Raw genomic sequence first — 16,913 nt, forward strand, 5'->3', positions numbered from 1 at the left:
TGTGCGGCCTCCGACCACGCCGGCGACGACCGGACGCTCGCCCCACGCCTGCAGCGCGGCCCCGCCGGGGACCTCCCCGCGGTCCAGGTCCACGGCCAGGGCGTCCACGTCCGTGCGGGCCAGGGCGAGCTGCGCGTCCTCGCCGGCGTCCCCGTAGCCCACGGTCACGAGAATCTGCGGCCGCTGCGCGGGGTAGCTCAGCCGCGCGTAGACGGTCTCCAGGGCGGCCACGAGCTCGGCGCGCGGCAGCTGCCAGCCGTCCGAGGCGAGGGCGGGCTCATCCAGCTGGACCCACGGCACTCCGGCGTCCGCGAGGGCGGAGAGCAGTGTGGTGTAGAGGGCGACGACGTCGTCGAGCCGGTCCAGGGGACGGGCACCGGGCTCGTCCGTGGTCTCGGGACGGGAGAGCAGCAGCAGGCTCAGCGGCCCCACGAGCACGGGACGGGTGACCGTGCCCGTGGCCTCCAGCGTGCCTGCGAAGCGCTGCACGATGCTCTCCGGCTGCGCGCTCAGGGGGGTGTCCGGGCCGATCTCCGGCACGTAGTAGTGGTAGTTCGTGTCGAACCACTTGGTCAGCTCGAGCGGCTCGAGGTGGTCCGTGCCGCGGGACAGCGCCGTCACCAGCTCGATGCCGCGCGGGGTGTCCGGCGCGGCGGGACGGTAGCCGTCCGCCGCGAAGCGGGCCGGGACTGCACCCAGGGCCAGCGCGGTGTCGAGCACGTGGTCCACGGCGAAGCCCTCGGAGGGCACCGCGGCGGGGGCAGTCAGGCCGAGCCCGGTGAGCCGGGCGGTGGTGCGCTCCCGCAGCGCGGTGAGCGTGTCCAGCACCGTCTGGGCGGGGTGCTGGGCCGGATCGCCCCAGTACGCCTCGAGCGCCTTCTTCAGCTCGCGGTCCGGGCCGATGCGCGGGTAGCCGAGAACGGTGGCGGTGGGGAACGGGGTGGTGTGTCGAGCGGTCATGGGGACTCCTCCGTGGATCTCTGGTGGGTGCGGTGCGTGGTGGTGTGGATGCTTCGGTCTGTGGTGCTGGTTCGTGGAGTTGGTCTGTGGATCTGTTCTGTTGATCTGGTCTGTGGTGCTGACGGGGGCCGGGTCGCCTCCCTGCTGTGCGACGTGCGGGGCCGGGGCGCCCGGTGCGGTCGGGAAAAAGGGTGTGCGGTACCGCGACCGCGGGCAGGGAGCGCTCGCGGAGCGGGTGCTGAGGGGGTGTGCCGAGGAGCGTTGAGAGGGGACGGCGACGTCGCGGCGTCGGCTCAGGCGGCCGGGCTGCGGCCCCGGTACTCGCGGGCGGCGTCCCGGACGCGCAGGTGCTCCAGGATGGTCAGGGCGGCGTCCGGGCGGTTGAACGTGTAGAGGTGGAAGCCCGCGCAGCCGAGGTCGAGCAGGTCGTCGATCAGCGAGAGCGTGGCGGCGATCCCGCGGCGGCGCAGCTCGTCCGGGGTTCCCGCCGCCAGGAAGTCGGTGAGCCGCCGCGGCACGGCCACACCGGTGATCTCGGTCATCCGGCGCAACCGCTGCGGGTTGGTCAGCGGCATGAGTCCGGCGACCACCGGGATGTGGATGCCCTCCGAGCGGGCGCGCTCCAGGAAGCGGGCGTAGTCCTCGGGCTCGTAGAGCACCTGGGTGATCGCGTAGTCCGCGCCGGCCTCCTGCTTCTCCCACAGGGACGCGAGGTCCGCCTCGAAGTCCCTGCCGCGGGCGGGGGAGGGGTAGCACGCCACGGACACCGACAGCGGACGCGTTCCGGGGCGGTAGCCGTCCCCGAAGCGACGCCGCTCGACGTCCCGGATGAGCGAGACCAGCTCCGAGGCGCGGCCGAGCCCGCCCGCCGGGGTCTCCCACTCACCGGCGCCCAGCGGCGGATCCCCGCGCAGGGCGAGGAGGTCGCGGACGCCGTCGTCGAGCAGCTGCTCCACGGAGCGCTCCAGACCGGCGCGGTCCGTGCCGCCGCACGTGAAGTGGGCCATCACGGGGGTGCTCGTGGTGCGGCGCAGGTGGCGCAGGGCCTCCCGGGAGACGCCGGTTCCGGCGGAGTGCCCGTGCGTGACCGAGAAGAAGTCCGGCCCGGCCTGCGCCATGGCGTCGATGCGGGACCACACGGTGTCCGGGTCCGCGTCCGGTCGGGGCGGGAACACCTCGAAGGAGACGAGCGTGGAACGGCGGGGACGGCGCACGAGCCAGGACGTCCCCGTGGGCGGGTCGGCCACCGCGGCCTGCTGCCGGGTCTGAGTGGGCTGCGGTGCGAGTGACGGTGCGGACATGTGAAAAAACCTCCGGCGTTGACGCCGGAGGTCCAGTTCCGAGCGCCGTACTTGCCATCACGCGGTTGCGCGGCGGCCGGATCGTCATCTGGGGCACCCCACTACAGCAGGAGGGTTGCCGCCCGGCTAGCCAGAGCTTTGCACCGGGACTCTTGATCCTTTGTTGCCCGAAACCGTAGCACGGCTCACGCCGCGGCCGTCAAGGGGCGCTCGGATGCGGCCGCGCCCGGCGTGCAACGGGACGTCACACGCCGGGCGCGGCGGGGCGGGGCTCAGTACTCGTCAGCCGCGCGGGAGTTCGTGAGCGTGGTGCAGCCGTAGCCGCTGATCACGGCCACCAGGGCGGCCACCACCAGGTAGATGACGCGCTCGCCGTGGAAGAAGGACTCCAGGAAGTCCGCGGACCAGAGCCCGTCCGGCAGGGTCTTCGCCACGAGGGCGGCGAGGATGGTGCCCACCACGGCGGTGCCGAGCGAGGTGCCGAGCTCCTGGCTGACGTCGTTGAGCGCGGTGCCCATGGAGGTCTGGTCCTCGGGCATGGCCTCGATCAGCGCCACGGCGCACACGGTCATGATGATGCGCAGGCCCATGGCCATCAGCCCCATGCCCACGGCGAGCACCCAGTAGCCGTGCTCCACCCCGAAGGCCAGCACCAGGGTCCCGAGGACCACGCTCGCGGTGGCGATCATGCAGGTGACGCGGTGGCCGAACCGCGCGATCAGCTTCTCGGAGACGGGGCTCGAGACGATCATCATGACCACGAACGGCAGGTTGCCGAGACCGGCCTTCATGGGGGACCAGCCCAGGGCGTACTGGAAGTGCAGGATCAGCATGAACATCGCCGCCATCATGGCCACGGAGCTGCCGAGCTGGGCCAGCGCGGCGCCGCGCACGGTGGGGCGGGTGAGGACGGCGAGGTCGATCATGGGGTGCGCGGCGCGGCGCTCCCGGAGGATGAACACGACGACGGCGAGGGCCGCTCCCACGAAGCACGCGAGGGTGACGGGGGACGTCCAGCCGTTGTCGACGCCGCTGGTCAGGGCGTAGCAGCCCAGGCCCATGGCGGCCATGGTGGCCAGTGCGGCGGGGATGTCCAGGGGCGTGGTGTGCAGGTCCTCGGCGGTGTCCTTGGGCACCCCGTACAGCAGCCCGAGGATCGCGAAGGCGGCAATCGGGGTGTTGACGAACAGCAGCCAGTGCCAGCTCACGGACTCCAGCGCGCCGCCGGCGACGACCGGGCCCAGGGCCATCGCGCTCATGCCGATGATGACCATGATCGAGATGGCGCGCATCCGCACCTTCTCGTCGTCGAACAGGCGGAAGACCAGGGACATGGTCACCGGTGCCATGCACGCGGCGAACATGCCCATGACGGCGCGCAGTGCGATCAGCTGCCCCGCGTCCTGGACCAGCCAGACCAGGGCGGAGACCAGGCCGAAACCGGCGAGGCCCACGGTGAGCACGCGGCGTCGGCCGAAGCGGTCCGCGAGGGAGCCGGAGGTGAGCAGCAGGGAGCCGAACATCAGCGAGTACGCGCCGGTGACCCACTGCAGCTGGGTGGTGGAGGCGTGCAGGTCCCGGCCCATGGTGGGCAGGGCGATGGTCAGGACGGTGTTGTCCACCATCTCGACGAAGAAGCAGAGGCACAGGGCTGCGAACGGCAGCCAGGCCTGGCCGATCGTCTTGCCGACGATCGTGGCCGGAGCGCTCTCCCGCGAGGGGGAGGCCACCGGCTCGGTTGTGGTGTGGGACATGGCGTGAGCCTTTCTCGAACATGGTTCTAATTTCAACCTGCTGCGATATTAGAACGAGGTTCGGTAAAGTGCAATCCATGAGTCCAGCACCCGAGTCCAAGCGCACCCGCGGCCGCCCCAGGGGGAGCCGGCCAGCCCTCTCCCTGCCCGCCGTGGTCGATGCCTCCGTGGCACTGCTCGACGAGGCGGGCCAGGACGCCCTGACCTTCCGGGCGCTCGCGGCCCGCATGGAGACGGGTGTGGGGGCGATCTACCACTACGTGACCGGGCGCGACGAGCTGCTCGACCGCGCGACCAACGCGATCCTCGCGGACGTCCTGAGCGGCGTCGACGTGCGGGAGGACCCGTTCGAGGTGCTGCGAACGCTCTCGGCCACCCTGTTCGACACCCTGCAGGCGCACGAGTGGGCCGGGGCGTACCTGCTGCGGGACACCACCATGCAGCCCAACTCCCTGCGCATCTTCGAGGCGATGGGCCAGCAGTTCATGCGGATGCAGCTCACGAGCGCGCAGTGCTTCAACGCCGCCAGCGGGCTGCTGTCCTTCGTAGTGGGCAGCGGCGCCGAGATCCGCGAGATGCCGGCCGCGTTCCTGGAGGAGGGGGTGAGCCAGGAGGAGCACCTGCAGGAGTTCGCGGACGCGTGGCTCGCCCTGGACGCCCACGAGTTCCCGTTCCTGCACACCATTGCCCGCGGCTTCGCGCAGCACGACGACCGCGAGCAGTTCCTCGCCGGAGTGGACATCTACCTCGCCGGGGTCCGGGCGCAGCTGGGCTGAGCCGGAGCCGAGAGGGCGCGGGCCGCGCGGTGGGCCCGTCGGTGAGGGCACCGCGAGCCAGTCCGCTGGCGCGAGCGAGGGGACGTCCGTGGGCACGACGGTGGCTCTCACCCGCACGTTCACCACCCCGGACGGCACCATCTCCTTCGACTACCCGGACGACTGGACCGTGACGGCGCTGAGCACCTCGACCGCGGAGATCCCCGCGTGGAGCGTCAACGACGAGAAGGGGGCCCGGATGTTCACGCTCTCGATCCGTCCGGACGGTCAGATCGCGAGCCCCGTGACGCCCCAGAACCCCACCACGGTGGGAACCCTCCCGGACGCGCTGGACGCCCAGGGCCATCCGCTGGCCTTCGGCGTGGGGCCGTTCCCCGGCCAGTCGGTGGGCGTGAACATGGCGAACGTGTACGCGGTGACGTCCGCGACCGGCGCGGACCGGCTCTTCGGCTACGTGAGCCGCGGGGACGGCACCATGGTCTCGTTCGAGGGCACCCAGGAGGGCGGGATCAACGATCAGGTGGACATGGCGGACGAGACCCAGAAGTTCATGCAGAGCGATCTCTTCCGCGCCCGGCTGCTCCCGGTGCTGGAGTCGTTCACCATGAAGCCCGTCGCGGGCTGAGGCCGGGGCCCACGCCCGGCCGCCCTGCCCTGCGCAGTGACGCAGCCCCGCGCGCAGTGCTAGACAGAAGCCATGACTCACATCGACCAGCTGCCCCCGGACCTCGTGACCGAGCTGCGGGCGGAGACCGCCCAGCCGCTCAGCGGCGGTGACAGCGCGAACGCCTTCCGCGTGGAGACGCCGGGCAGGCCCGTGTTCGTGAAGACGATGCCGAACGCCCCGGCGGGGGTGCTCCCTCTCGAGGCAAGGGGCCTGGAGGCCCTGCGCGCCGTGGTGCCGGAGGAGATCCGAGTTCCTCGCGTGCTGCACGTCTCGGACGGGGCGCTCGCGCTGGAGTGGATCGACGAGGGTGCGGGTGCCCGGACCGGGGCCACCGAGCGCGGCTTCGGGATCGGCCTCGCCGCGATCCACCGCGCGCACGCACCGCACGTGGGGTGGCTGGCGCCGGACCTGCCCGAGCGCATCGGCTCCTCGCCCACGGATCTGACGCCCACCGACGACTGGGCCGAGTTCCTGCTGGTGCGCCGGATCGAGCCGCTGCTGCGCGCGGCGGTGGACGCCGGGAACCTGGACCCCGCGGCGTCGGGCCTGCTGGCGGAGCTCGCGCCCCGCGCGGAGGAGCTGGCCGGTCCCGCGGAGCCGCCGAGCCTGCTGCACGGGGACCTGTGGGCCGGCAATCGGGTGGTGGACGCCTCCGGCGCGAACTGGCTGATCGACCCGTCCTCGTTCTACGGGGGCCGCGAGTACGACCTCGCGATGATGCAGCTCTTCGGCGGTTTCGGCAGGGAGTGCTTCACCGCGTACGACGACGCCTACCCCCTGGCCGACGGCTGGCAGCAGCGGGTGCCGTGGTACCAGCTGCCCCCGCTGCTCGTGCACGCCATCCGGTTCGGCGGCGGCTACGGGGGTGCGGTGGTGCGGGCCCTGCGCCAGCTCGGGTGCCCCCGCCCGTGGTTGGACAGGACCCGCCGCTGTCCAGCATGATGGTTATTAGAATTTCTAGTAGTTACGAGGCGGGAGTCACCGGGTGACGGAGACCGGAACGTGGAGTGCGAGCGTGAGCCCGCAGTCGCGCGCGCTGCGTCGGCTGGTGCGGCTGAACGAGGAGATCGGGTACCAGATCCGCCGCCTCATGGGCCTGAAGGAAACCGACTACTCCGCCATGGCCCTGCTCTTGCGGAGTCCGATGGGGCCCACCGACCTGGCCCACGCCCTGCACATCACCACCGCTTCCGCCACGGCCGTGGTGGACCGGCTCGCACGGGCCGGGCACGTGGTGCGTGAACCGCACGGAGAGGACCGCCGCCGCATGACCGTGCGGGCCGTGGCCGGATCCCGTGAGCAGGTGCGGGAGCACGTGGTGCCCATGATGGACATGGTCGAGGAGGAGCTCGCGCGGCTGGACGAGTCCGGCCGCGGGGCCGTCCTGCAGTTCCTCACCGGCACCGCCGACCGCATGGAGGACTACCTGGCGGGTCTGCGCGAACGCCCGGCCGGCACTGGCGGCGCCACCCAGGGCATGCCCGGCCCCGGGGCGGAGCGCCCATGACCTCGGAGACAGACACCGCGGCGGATCCCACCGCGGTCTGGGACGTGTTCCGCGCGGCCGTTGACCGGGAGCTGGACGAGTTCTTCGACTCCCCGCGCAACAGGGTTCCCTCCAGCCCGGGCTTCCCGGTGATGTGGGATCGCATCCGGCACCAGGTGGTGGGCGGCAAGCTGATCCGGCCCCGTCTGACGCAGATCGCGTGGCGCTCGTTCGCCGGTGAGTCGAGCACTGACTCCGGCCGAGAGGCCGAGTGCGTGCGCCTGGCGGCGTCGTTCGAGATGCTGCACGCGGCGCTGATCGTGCACGACGACGTCGTGGACCGGGACTGGCGCCGTCGTGGGCGGCCCACGGTGGGCGAGCTCTTCCGCCGCGACGCGGTGCAGGCGGGGGCCCCCGAGGGCGAGGCCGAGCACGCGGGGGAGTCCGCGGCGATCCTCGCGGGAGACCTGCTTCTGGCGGGTGCGCTGCGGCTGGCGACCACGTGCACCGAGGACCCGGGGCGGGGACGTGCCGTGGCAGACGTGGTCTTCGAGGCGGTGACCGCGTCCGCGGCCGGTGAGCTGGACGACCTCCTGCTCTCTCTGCACCGCTACGGCGCGGAGCACCCGGGCGTGCAGGACATCCTGGACATGGAGCGGCTGAAGACCGCCACGTACTCGTTCGAGGCACCCCTGCGCGCCGGCGCCCTGCTCGCGGGGGCGCCCGAGGAGCAGGCCCAGCGCCTGGCGCGGGCCGGCGCCCAGCTCGGGGTGGCCTACCAGGTCGTCGACGACGTCCTGGGAACCTTCGGCGACCCCGAGCTCACCGGCAAGTCGGTGGACGCCGATCTGAACTCGGGCAAGGCCACCGTGCTCACCGCCCACGGAATGCAGACCCCCGCGGTGCGGGACGTCCTCGCGGAGCTCGCGGCCGGGCGTACCACGGTCGCCTCCGCGCGGGCTGCCCTGACGGCGTCGGGAGCGCAGGAGGCAGCCGTGGCAGTGGCCACGGACCTCGTGGACCGGGCCCGGGCCACCCTGGACGGTCTCCCGCTGCCCGCTGCCCAGCGCGCGGAGCTCGACGCGCTGTGCCACCACGTCCTGAACAGAGACTCGTAGTGAGGACCCCCACCATGCCCCAGGACGCACCGGCCGACGCGCCGCTGAGCCTCTACACCGCCACCGCGCTGGCGGCCTCGGGCGCGGTGATCGGGCGCTACTCCACGTCCTTCTCGCTGGCGTGCCGGACCCTGCCGGCGGCGGTGCGCCGGGACATCGCGGGGATCTACGCCCTCGTGCGCGTGGCGGACGAGGTGGTGGACGGGACGGCCGGGGCGGCGGGTCTCGGCGCGGACCGGGTGCGCGCGGCGCTCGACGCGTACGAGGCCGAGGTGGCCTCCGCGCTCGCCACGGGCTTCTCGACCGACCTGGTGGTCCACGGCTTCGCGGACGTCGCCCGCCGTCACGGCTTCGGCACGGAGCTCACGGAGCCGTTCTTCGCGTCCATGCGCGCGGACCTGGACGTGGCCGAGCACGACGGCGCCTCGCTTGAGTCCTACATCTACGGCTCGGCGGAGGTCGTGGGGCTGATGTGCCTGGAGGTCTTCATGGACATGCCCGGCACCCGCGCCCAGACCCCGGAGCAGCGGGAGATGCTGCGCGCCACGGCCCGCCGGCTGGGTGCCGCGTTCCAGAAGGTCAACTTCCTGCGGGATCTCGGCGCGGACCACGACCAGCTCGGACGCACCTACTTCCCCGGCGCGGACCCCTCCCACCTGGACGAGACCCGCAAGCGGCTGCTGCTCGCGGACCTCGGCGCGGACCTGGACGCGGCCGTGCCCGGGATCCTCGCGCTGGACCGCCGTGCCGGGCGCGCGGTGCTGATCGCGCACGGACTGTTCGGTGAGCTCGCACGGCAGATCGAGGAGGTGCCCGCGGCGGAGCTCACACGACGGCGCATCAGCGTGCCCGCCGGGGTGAAGCTGCGGATCGCCGCGAGAGCGCTGTCCGTCACCGCGCGCACGGGCTCGCACGGGCGGGGCCGAGCCCTAGAGTCGGGGCCCCCGGTGCCGGCGGCCGTGCCCGAAACCTCCCGGACGGGGGCCACCCGATGACGCGCACGGTGGTGATCGGCGGCGGCTTCGCGGGCGTGGCCACGGCGGGCCTGCTCGCCCGGGACGGGCACAGCGTCACCCTGCTCGAGCAGCAGGACACGGTCGGTGGCCGCTCCGGGCGGTGGTCCGCGGAGGGCTTCTCGTTCGACACCGGACCCAGCTGGTACCTCATGCCCGAGGTGATCGACCGCTGGTTCACCCTGATGGGCACGAGCGCCGCCGAGCAGCTGGACCTGCGCCGGCTGGACCCGGGCTACCGCGTCTTCTTCGAGGACCACCTGGCGGAACCGCCCACGGACGTGGTCACCGGCCACGCGCAGGAGCTGTTCGACAGCCTCGACCCGGGGTCCTCCAGCGCGCTGCGCGCCTACCTGGACTCGGGCGCGCAGGTCTACGAGCTCGCCAAGAAGCACTTCCTCTACACGGACTTCGCGCACCCGCTGGACCTCGTGCGCCCGGAGGTGCTCCGCAACCTCCCGCGGTTGGCAACGCTGCTGGGCACGTCCATGAAGAACTACGTCGCGCGCCGTTTTCCCGAGCCGCGGCAGCGCCAGATCCTGGGCTATCCCGCCGTCTTCCTGGGGGCGTCCCCCGGCTCCGCCCCGGCCATGTACCACCTCATGAGCCACCTGGACCTCACCGACGGCGTGCAGTATCCGATGGGTGGATTCGCCGCGCTGGTGGACGCCATGGAGCGGCTCGTGCGCGCGGCCGGTGTGGAGATCGTCACCGGGGCCACCGTGACCGGCATCGAGGTGGCTCCCGAACCGCGGTCGCCGCGTTCCCGGTTGGCTGCCGCCCGGGCACGACGTCGCACCGCAGGCACGGTCACGGGCGTCACCTACCGCACGGCGCCGGGCACGGACCCGGACGGCGTCGTCGCCGGTGCGGAGGTCACCGTGCCCGCGGACGTCGTCGTCGGCGCCGCGGACCTGCACCACCTCCAGACCCGCCTGCTGCCGGGTCCGTTCCGCGCGCCGGAGTCCCGCTGGAAACGCCGCGATCCCGGGCCCTCCGGGGTGCTCGTGTGCCTCGGCGTGCGCGGGAAGCTGCCGCAGCTGGCCCACCACAACCTGCTGTTCACCGCGGACTGGGACGAGAACTTCGGGCGCATCGAGTCCGGTGCGGACCTCGCGGAGGAGACCTCGATCTACGTGTCCATGACGTCGGCGACGGATCCGGGCACCGCGCCCGAGGGGGACGAGAACCTCTTCATCCTGGTGCCCTCGCCCGCGGCGCTCGAGTGGGGCCACGGTGGAACCACCGCACCGGGCGTCGACGAGCCCGGTTCCGCGCAGGTGGAGCGGGTCGCCGACGCCGCCATCGCGCAGCTCGCGCGTTGGGCGGACATCCCGGACCTGGCCTCGCGGATCGTGGTGCGCAGGACCTACGGGCCCGAGGACTTCGCGGTGGCCGTCAATGCATGGCGCGGCTCCCTGCTGGGCCCGGGGCACGTTCTGACGCAGTCCGCGATGTTCCGTCCCGGCGTCACCGACCGCGGGATCCGGGGGCTGTTCTACGCCGGTTCCTCGGTGCGCCCGGGGATCGGCGTACCCATGTGCCTGATCTCCTCCGAGGTGGTGCGGGACGCCGTGCGGGAGAGCGGGGCGCGCTGATGTACCTGTTCCTGCTGCTCGTCCTCCTGGGCTGCTTCGCGCTCATCGACCGGCGCTGGAACCTGTACTTCTGGTCCGGGCACCCGATGCGGGCCTGGCTCGTGCTGGTCACCGGGGTGGTGTTCTTCCTCGCCTGGGACCTGGTGGGGATCGCCAACGGACTGTTCTGGCACGGGGAGAACTCCCTGACCCTGGGGATCTTCGTGGCTCCCGAGCTGCCCCTGGAAGAGGTCTTCTTCCTCGCGTTCCTCTGCTACCAGACCATGGTCTACGTGCTCGGCGCGCCCGTGCTGTGGCGGTGGCTGCGGGCCCGCACCGGCGCGGCCCACGCGGGGAGGCGGGCATGACGTACTGGGGTGTGAATGCGGTCTTCCTGGGGATGGCGGCGGTCGTTCTGCTGGCAACGGCGCTCGTGCGGCGTCCACCCGCCCGGTTCTGGGGGGCGCTCGCGGCCTCCGCGGCGCTGCTCGTGGTGCTCACCGCCGTTTTCGACAACGTCATGATCGCCTCCGGGATCATGACGTACACGGACCGCAACATCTCGGGCGTGCGGATCGGGCTCGCCCCGCTGGAGGACTTCGCCTACCCCGTGGCCGGTGTGCTGCTGCTGCCGACGATGTGGCTGCTGCTGGGAGGCACGCCCGGGGCGGCGGCCGGTGACGGGCGGGCGACGGCGGCGTCGTCGTCCTCCGCGGTCGCAGCCGCAACCGCAGCCGGCGCGGGCGACGAGAACGCGAGCGGTGAGGACGCGGACACCGATGGTACGAGCACCGGGCGCGCACATGCCGGGGGCAGGCCCAGTGGGAACCCCGCCGATGGAAGGGACGAACCGTGCTGAGGACGCTGTTCTGGGCCTCGCGCCCGCTGAGCTGGGTGAACACCGCCTACCCGTTCGCGGCGGCCGTGCTGCTGACGGGCGGTTTGCCCTGGTGGCTCGTGGCGCTGGGGGCCGTGTTCTTCCTGGTGCCCTACAACCTGGCGATGTACGGCATCAACGACGTCTTCGACTACGAGTCGGACCTGCGCAACCCCCGCAAGGGCGGCGTGGAGGGCGCGGTGGTGGATCGCGCCGCCCAGCGCGGCGTGCTGCGGGCCTCGTGCCTGCTGCCGGTGCCGTTCGTCGCGGTGCTGGCGGGGTACGGGATCGTGACCGGGAACCTGCTGTCCGTGCTGGTGCTGGCGGTGAGCCTGTTCGCGGTGGTCGCGTACTCGTGGGCGGGGCTGCGCTTTAAGGAGCGCCCGTTCGTGGATGCGATGACCTCCGCCACCCACTTCGTCTCGCCCGCCGTCTACGGACTGGTGCTCGCACGGGCGGACTTCACGGTGGGGCTGTGGGCGGTGCTCGTGGGCTTCTTCCTGTGGGGCATGGCCTCGCAGATGTTCGGGGCGGTGCAGGACGTGGTACCGGACCGTGAGGGTGGGCTGGCCTCCGTGGCCACCGTGCTCGGTGCGCGCCCCACCGTGTGGCTCGCGGCGGGCCTCTACGCCCTCGCAGGTGCCCTGATGCTGCTCGCCCAGTGGCCGGGTCAGCTCGCGGCGCTGCTCGCGGTGCCGTACCTGGTCAACGCGCTGCGCTTCCGGGGCGTCACGGACGAGGACTCCGGCCGGGCCAACGCCGGGTGGAGGACGTTCCTGTGGTTGAACTACGCGACCGGTTTCCTGGTCACGATGCTGCTGATCTGGTGGGCCCGGGTTCACGTGCTGTGAACGGATGCCCAACGCCCGGGACCGGTGCGGCCCGGCCTGGTGAGGCCCGGCCTGGTGCATGGCCCGCGGTCTGCGTGCCCGGGGCTGGCATCATGGGCGCATGAGCCGATCGACGTTCGCCACTCACACCGCCCGGGTCAACGACACGCAGCTCGCCTACACGGACGAGGGGCAGGGCCGGGCGGTCGTGCTGCTGCACGGCCACGGCTACGACCGCTCCATGTGGGACGCGCAGATCCCGGTGCTCGTTGACCAGGGATGGCGCGTGGTCACCCCGGACCTGCGCGGCTTCGGGGAGTCGGAGGTCACGCCGGGCATCGTCTACACCGAGGAGTTCGCGGCGGACGTTATTGCCCTGCTGGACCACCTGGGGCTGGACTCCGTGGTGCTGGTGGGGTTCTCGATGGCGGGGCAGGTGGCTCTGCAGATCGTCGCGACCCACCCAGAGCGGGTGGCCGCGCTGATCGTCAACGACACGGTGCCGCACGCTGAGGACGTGGCGGGGCGGCGTCGTCGTCACGTGGGTGCGGACGGGATCCTGACGGGCGGCATGCCCGCCTACGCGGACAGGGTGCTCGCCTCGATGATCCACGAGGACAACGTGGAGCGGCTGCCCGAGGTGGCCCGCGCGGTGCGCGAGATGATCGCCGCGTGCCCGGCGGAGGGCGCGGCCGCTGCCATGCGCGGGCGTGCCGAGCGCCAGGACTTCACCGAGACGCTGCGGGCGTGGCGCAAGCCCGCGCTCGTGGTCGTGGGGGACGGGGACGCGTTCGACGGCGGCGCGGCCCGGCGGATGGCCGAGCTGCTGCCGCACGGCGAGCTCGCCGTGGTTCCCCGCAGCGGGCACACGCCCAACATGGAGAACCCCGCCGACTACGACGCCGCCCTGCTGCGGTTCCTGGGCTCCCTCACCTGACAGCGGGGCGGGCGCCCGCCCCGCGCGGTGCCGCGAGCCGTTGCGTCCGGGGTGCCGAGCGGTGTCGTCGTCCGGGATGTCACCCTGGGGCGGATTCAGTCCCAGTTCTTGGCGAGCAGCTCCATGGAGTTCAGGACGTCCGGCTGGCGGGTCGCCGTGGGGGAGATCATGAGCTCGTCCGCATCGGCGTGCTCGGCGAAGCGGTGCAGGTAGTCCACCACGGTGTCCGGGGTGCCGGCGCCGGTGTAGCTGATCATGTGCAGCACCTGGGACGCGGCGGGGGAGGCCATGACCATGTCCATCTCCTCCTCGGTGAACTCGCGGCCGCGGCCCACCATGGCCCGCACGCGGGAGCGCTGGGCGGCCTCGAGCTGGCGGGCGGCGTCCTGCGCGTCCTCGGAGACGATCACGTTCACCGCCGCGATCACGTACGGCTCGGACAGCTGCTCCGAGGGCTGGAACTGGGAGCGGTAGGCGGCCACCGCGTCCACGAGCGCGTCCGGCGCGAAGTGCGAGGCGAAGGCGTAGGGCAGGCCGTAGGCGGCGGCCAGCTGGGCGCCGAACAGCGAGGAGCCCAGGATGGTCAGGGGCACGTTGGTGCCGGAGCCCGGAACCGCGTTCACGCCCGGGACGATCGAGTTCCCGCTGAGGTAGCCCTGCAGCTCCTTGACGTCCTGCGGGAAGTTCTCGGCGGCCTCGGGGGAGCGGCGCAGCGCCCGCAGCGTGCGCGGATCGGTGCCGGGGGCGCGCCCGAGGCCCAGGTCGATGCGCCCGGGGTGCAGCTCCGCGAGCGTGCCGAACTGCTCGGCCACGGTCAGCGGGGAGTGGTTGGGTAGCATGACGCCGCCGGAACCCAGCCGGATGCGCTCGGTGTGCGCGGCCACGTGCGCGATCAGCACGGCGGGGGCGGAGGACGCGATCGTGGACATGTTGTGGTGCTCGGCGTACCAGACGCGCGAGTAGCCCAGACGCTCCGCGTGCTGGGCGAGCGTCACGGAGTCCGCGAAGCTCTGGCCCACGGACTGGTCCTTGCGCACGGTGGCGAAGTCGATGACCGACAGGGGCAGTGCCATCAGTAAAACCTTTCCAGAAGAAAACTTGCTGTGGAAATAACGGCCTCGACGGCGGGGGTATTCCTGACGACGTTCCCGGTGTCGGACGGGTGGCCTATGGTGCGGTCATGGCCGAGTACGAGGTCGACGAGCTCTTCACCGTCCCCCGCGAGCGGGCGGTCCTGGCGCCGGGCGCGGTCCACGTTCCGGGGTGGCTGGACCCCGCGCGGCAGCAGCGGTTCGTGGACGTCGCCCGCGAGTGGGTGCGCGCCGCCCCCATGGAGCACAAGGTGCTCGCCGGCGGCGGGCGGATGTCCGTGCAGTCGGTCATGCTCGGCAGCGGCCGCGCGGCCTACCGCTACGGCGCGGACGGCGGCGGACGGGCGCCGGAGCTGCCCGACTGGCTCGTTGCCCTCGGTGCACGGGCGGTCGCGGACGCATATCTCGGGGACCCGGGGCACGACGTCGGCCTCCCGGACGCCGCGCGCCTGGCACGGGACTTCGCCCCGGACTCCGCGCTCGTGAACTTCTACGACGACGCCGCCCACATGGGCATGCACCAGGACAAGGACGAGTTCTCGGCGGCGCCCATCGTGTCCCTCTCGCTCGGTGACACGTGCGTGTTCCGTTTCGGCAACACCGAGACCCGCACCGCGCCGTACCAGGACGTGGAGCTGCGTTCGGGGGACCTGTTCGTCTTCGGAGGGCCCTCCCGCTACGCGTTCCACGGTGTCCCCAAGGTGCTCCCCGGAACGGGCGGGCGTCAGCTCGGGCTCAAGAACGGCGGGCGGCTGAACATCACGCTGCGCATGACGGGCGGTCGCGGCGGCAGGTGACGGTGAATGGGGCCAGGCACCGGGAAGGTTCCCCTCGGGGCACACCCGGCCGGGCGGCGTCGTCGTCGGCGGTGACAGACTGGAGCCATGAAGAGCGAGTCGCTGGATCCCAGCCCCACCGAGACGCAGGTGGAGCGCTACCGCACGCTCGTCGCGGACCACGCCGCGGGGGTGGGGGTGGTGTGCGCCCGCTACCGGGGCAAGGACCACGCGATCACCGTCACGGCGTTCGCGGACGTCTCCTACGACCCGCCCACCATGCTCGTGTGCCTCTACGACATGGGCCGCATGTGCGAGGCCGTGGAGAGCACCGGCACGTGGACCCTGTCCCTGCTCAACGCGGACCAGCGCTCCGTGGCCAACTGGCTCGCGAGCCCCGGCAACCCTGTGGACGGCCTGCTGGACACCGTCCCCTTCCACCGCACCGAGCGCAGCGGCACGCCGGTGATCGACGGGTGCCTGAGCTGGTTCGAGCTCGACACCGTTTCCACCCACACCGCGGCCACGCACCTGGTGGTGGTCGGCAGGGTCACGGCCATGGGCAGGGGTGACGACGCCGGGCGGGCCGACCGCCCGCTGATCCACTTCGCGCGGGAGTACCGGGGTCTGGTCTGACAGCGGAGGACCGAGGATCGAAAACCGTCGCCGACCGCGCTGCGAGCCTGCGGTTCTGTCCCCCAACATGACGTTCTTCGACGCGGTGTGGCCCAGAATGTGGACTGGCAAAGAATAGGTTGGACAGGATTCGCCTGGAAGGATCTACAGTGGCCGGAAATTAGCGGAAAGAAACCGCCGATCCCGGAGCACAGCCGTGTGAGAGGAACCCATCATGCCGGAACGCGTCAGCCACACCACGTCCACCACGCCCCAGAGCCCGGACTCGGGGCCGGCGCCCGAGACCGTTCCCTCGTCCGGCGCCGAGGCCGAGCGCGTGTCCGCGCAGGCCGTGGACCTCGTGGCGCCCACCGAGGCCCTGCGCAGCGATCCGGCCCTGACGGAAGGGTTCAAGTCCGCGTTCGGCCAGCACCCCGCGGGCATCGCGATCATCACGGCGACCGGCCCCGAGGGTCCGGTGGGGCTCACTGCATCGTCGGTGTCCTCCATCTCCGCGGACCCGCCCATCCTGGGCTTCTCTCTGCAGGCCAGCCGCGGGTCGGCCGCGGTGGTGGCCGCCGCGACGTCGTTCGTGGTGCACTTCCTGGACGCCGACGACGTCGACCTCGCCCGCTCCTTCGCCGTCTCCGGCGCACCCCGCTTCGGGGACGACATGCCCTGGACCACCCTGCCCACCGGCGAACCGCGACTCACGGACGTGCGCCGCGTGCTGCGGGCCATTCCCCTGGCGCGGATCAAGGCGGGCCCGTCCCTCGTGTTCAACGCGGCCGTGGTGGAGGTCCTGGGCATGGAGGGCTCCGGCCGTCCGCTCGTGTACCACCAGCGCCAGTTCCACGGCCTGAGCGAGGAGTCGGTCCTGGGACTGCGTGCCTGAGTCGTTCCCGGTCGCTCAAGTTACTTTTTATTGCATAGGTTGACGCGGCATGTATCTCGTCGTAGATTAGTTTCCGAAGCAAGCAGTTGGACGTCGAACGGCGCCCGCCAACCCGGCTCTTCACGAACGAGGGTGTAGTCGGTTGAGCGCGTCGGTGGCCGGGTAGGGGTCGAGGTCTCCCGGATGATGGAAGTTCTTCACGCTCACCATCGCCGAAAGACCTCGACGTGCTCCACCCTA

The 16,913-nt window shown here is 71.9% G+C and carries 17 protein-coding genes, 1 pseudogene and 1 riboswitch; of the genes and pseudogenes, 14 read left to right on the forward strand and 4 right to left on the reverse strand.

The features are described 5' to 3' along the window. The 3 genes and pseudogenes from D8M39_RS11595 to D8M39_RS11605 all read right to left on the reverse strand — a co-directional run. Positions 1-960, reverse strand: a pseudogene (locus D8M39_RS11595) (5-methyltetrahydropteroyltriglutamate--homocysteine S-methyltransferase); the annotation flags it as partial. Positions 961-1,253: 293 nt separating this feature from the next. Further along, positions 1,254-2,261, reverse strand: a complete 1,008-nt coding sequence (locus tag D8M39_RS11600; RefSeq protein ID WP_055082525.1) for a methylenetetrahydrofolate reductase — start codon at positions 2,259-2,261, stop codon at positions 1,254-1,256. Between the two features lie 42 nt (positions 2,262-2,303). Beyond that, positions 2,304-2,419, reverse strand: a riboswitch (SAM riboswitch). Between the two features lie 114 nt (positions 2,420-2,533). Further along, complete coding sequence (locus tag D8M39_RS11605) at positions 2,534-4,015, reverse strand: MFS transporter (protein ID WP_126875048.1); 1,482 nt, start codon at positions 4,013-4,015, stop codon at positions 2,534-2,536. Positions 4,016-4,092: 77 nt separating this feature from the next. Between D8M39_RS11605 and D8M39_RS11610 the strand changes: the two genes are divergently transcribed. The 11 genes from D8M39_RS11610 to D8M39_RS11660 all read left to right on the forward strand — a co-directional run bounded on the left by D8M39_RS11610 (position 4,093) and on the right by D8M39_RS11660 (position 13,296). After that, complete coding sequence (locus D8M39_RS11610) at positions 4,093-4,791, forward strand: TetR/AcrR family transcriptional regulator (RefSeq protein WP_055082522.1); 699 nt, start codon at positions 4,093-4,095, stop codon at positions 4,789-4,791. Positions 4,792-4,879: 88 nt separating this feature from the next. After that, positions 4,880-5,416: a hypothetical protein gene (locus tag D8M39_RS11615; RefSeq protein WP_126875049.1), complete on the forward strand. Its 537-nt coding sequence runs from the start codon at positions 4,880-4,882 to the stop codon at positions 5,414-5,416. A gap of 72 nt (positions 5,417-5,488) precedes the next feature. After that, the gene (locus D8M39_RS11620; RefSeq protein WP_126875050.1) at positions 5,489-6,400 is read left to right on the forward strand and encodes a fructosamine kinase family protein; all 912 of its coding nucleotides are present in this window, start codon (positions 5,489-5,491) and stop codon (positions 6,398-6,400) included. Between the two features lie 73 nt (positions 6,401-6,473). Continuing rightward, positions 6,474-6,965: a MarR family winged helix-turn-helix transcriptional regulator gene (locus D8M39_RS11625; protein WP_238694073.1), complete on the forward strand. Its 492-nt coding sequence runs from the start codon at positions 6,474-6,476 to the stop codon at positions 6,963-6,965. Continuing rightward, positions 6,962-8,062, forward strand: coding sequence for a polyprenyl synthetase family protein (locus D8M39_RS11630; protein ID WP_126875052.1), 1,101 nt, complete (start codon positions 6,962-6,964; stop codon positions 8,060-8,062). The genes D8M39_RS11625 and D8M39_RS11630 overlap by 4 nt, the downstream gene beginning before the upstream one ends. Positions 8,063-8,076: 14 nt before the next feature. After that, the gene (locus tag D8M39_RS11635; RefSeq protein ID WP_126875053.1) at positions 8,077-9,057 is read left to right on the forward strand and encodes a squalene/phytoene synthase family protein; all 981 of its coding nucleotides are present in this window, start codon (positions 8,077-8,079) and stop codon (positions 9,055-9,057) included. Beyond that, on the forward strand, positions 9,054-10,673 hold the full coding sequence (gene crtI, locus D8M39_RS11640; RefSeq protein WP_055082513.1) for a phytoene desaturase family protein: 1,620 nt from the start codon (positions 9,054-9,056) through the stop codon (positions 10,671-10,673). The genes D8M39_RS11635 and crtI overlap by 4 nt, the downstream gene beginning before the upstream one ends. Further along, entirely contained in the window at positions 10,673-11,020 is a 348-nt protein-coding gene (locus D8M39_RS11645) for a lycopene cyclase domain-containing protein (RefSeq protein ID WP_055082511.1), read from the forward strand. Before crtI ends, D8M39_RS11645 begins: the two co-directional genes overlap by 1 nt. After that, positions 11,017-11,511, forward strand: coding sequence for a lycopene cyclase domain-containing protein (locus D8M39_RS13260; protein WP_126875054.1), 495 nt, complete (start codon positions 11,017-11,019; stop codon positions 11,509-11,511). The genes D8M39_RS11645 and D8M39_RS13260 overlap by 4 nt, the downstream gene beginning before the upstream one ends. Then, a complete protein-coding gene (locus tag D8M39_RS11655; RefSeq protein WP_126875055.1) occupies positions 11,505-12,380 on the forward strand; it encodes a prenyltransferase in 876 nt (291 codons plus the stop codon). The genes D8M39_RS13260 and D8M39_RS11655 overlap by 7 nt, the downstream gene beginning before the upstream one ends. Before the next feature lie 100 nt (positions 12,381-12,480). Continuing rightward, positions 12,481-13,296, forward strand: coding sequence for an alpha/beta fold hydrolase (locus D8M39_RS11660; protein WP_126875056.1), 816 nt, complete (start codon positions 12,481-12,483; stop codon positions 13,294-13,296). 95 nt (positions 13,297-13,391) lie between these two features. On the opposite strand, the gene D8M39_RS11665 is transcribed toward D8M39_RS11660, so the two are convergent. Next, on the reverse strand, positions 13,392-14,369 hold the full coding sequence (locus tag D8M39_RS11665) for an LLM class flavin-dependent oxidoreductase (protein ID WP_055082503.1): 978 nt from the start codon (positions 14,367-14,369) through the stop codon (positions 13,392-13,394). 107 nt (positions 14,370-14,476) lie between these two features. On the opposite strand from D8M39_RS11665, the gene D8M39_RS11670 reads away from it, so the two are divergent. From D8M39_RS11670 to D8M39_RS11680, 3 genes are all read left to right on the forward strand, one after another. After that, complete coding sequence (locus D8M39_RS11670; protein WP_126875057.1) at positions 14,477-15,184, forward strand: alpha-ketoglutarate-dependent dioxygenase AlkB; 708 nt, start codon at positions 14,477-14,479, stop codon at positions 15,182-15,184. 87 nt (positions 15,185-15,271) lie between these two features. Beyond that, positions 15,272-15,799 (forward strand): flavin reductase family protein, encoded by a 528-nt coding sequence (locus D8M39_RS11675; RefSeq protein ID WP_126875058.1) that lies wholly within the window; start codon positions 15,272-15,274, stop codon positions 15,797-15,799. Positions 15,800-16,013: 214 nt separating this feature from the next. Beyond that, a complete protein-coding gene (locus D8M39_RS11680; RefSeq protein ID WP_083482298.1) occupies positions 16,014-16,673 on the forward strand; it encodes a flavin reductase family protein in 660 nt (219 codons plus the stop codon). Positions 16,674-16,913 lie beyond the last annotated feature (240 nt).

Source organism: Kocuria sp. HSID17590 (assembly GCF_003989485.1).
Classification (GTDB): domain Bacteria; phylum Actinomycetota; class Actinomycetes; order Actinomycetales; family Micrococcaceae; genus Kocuria; species Kocuria salsicia.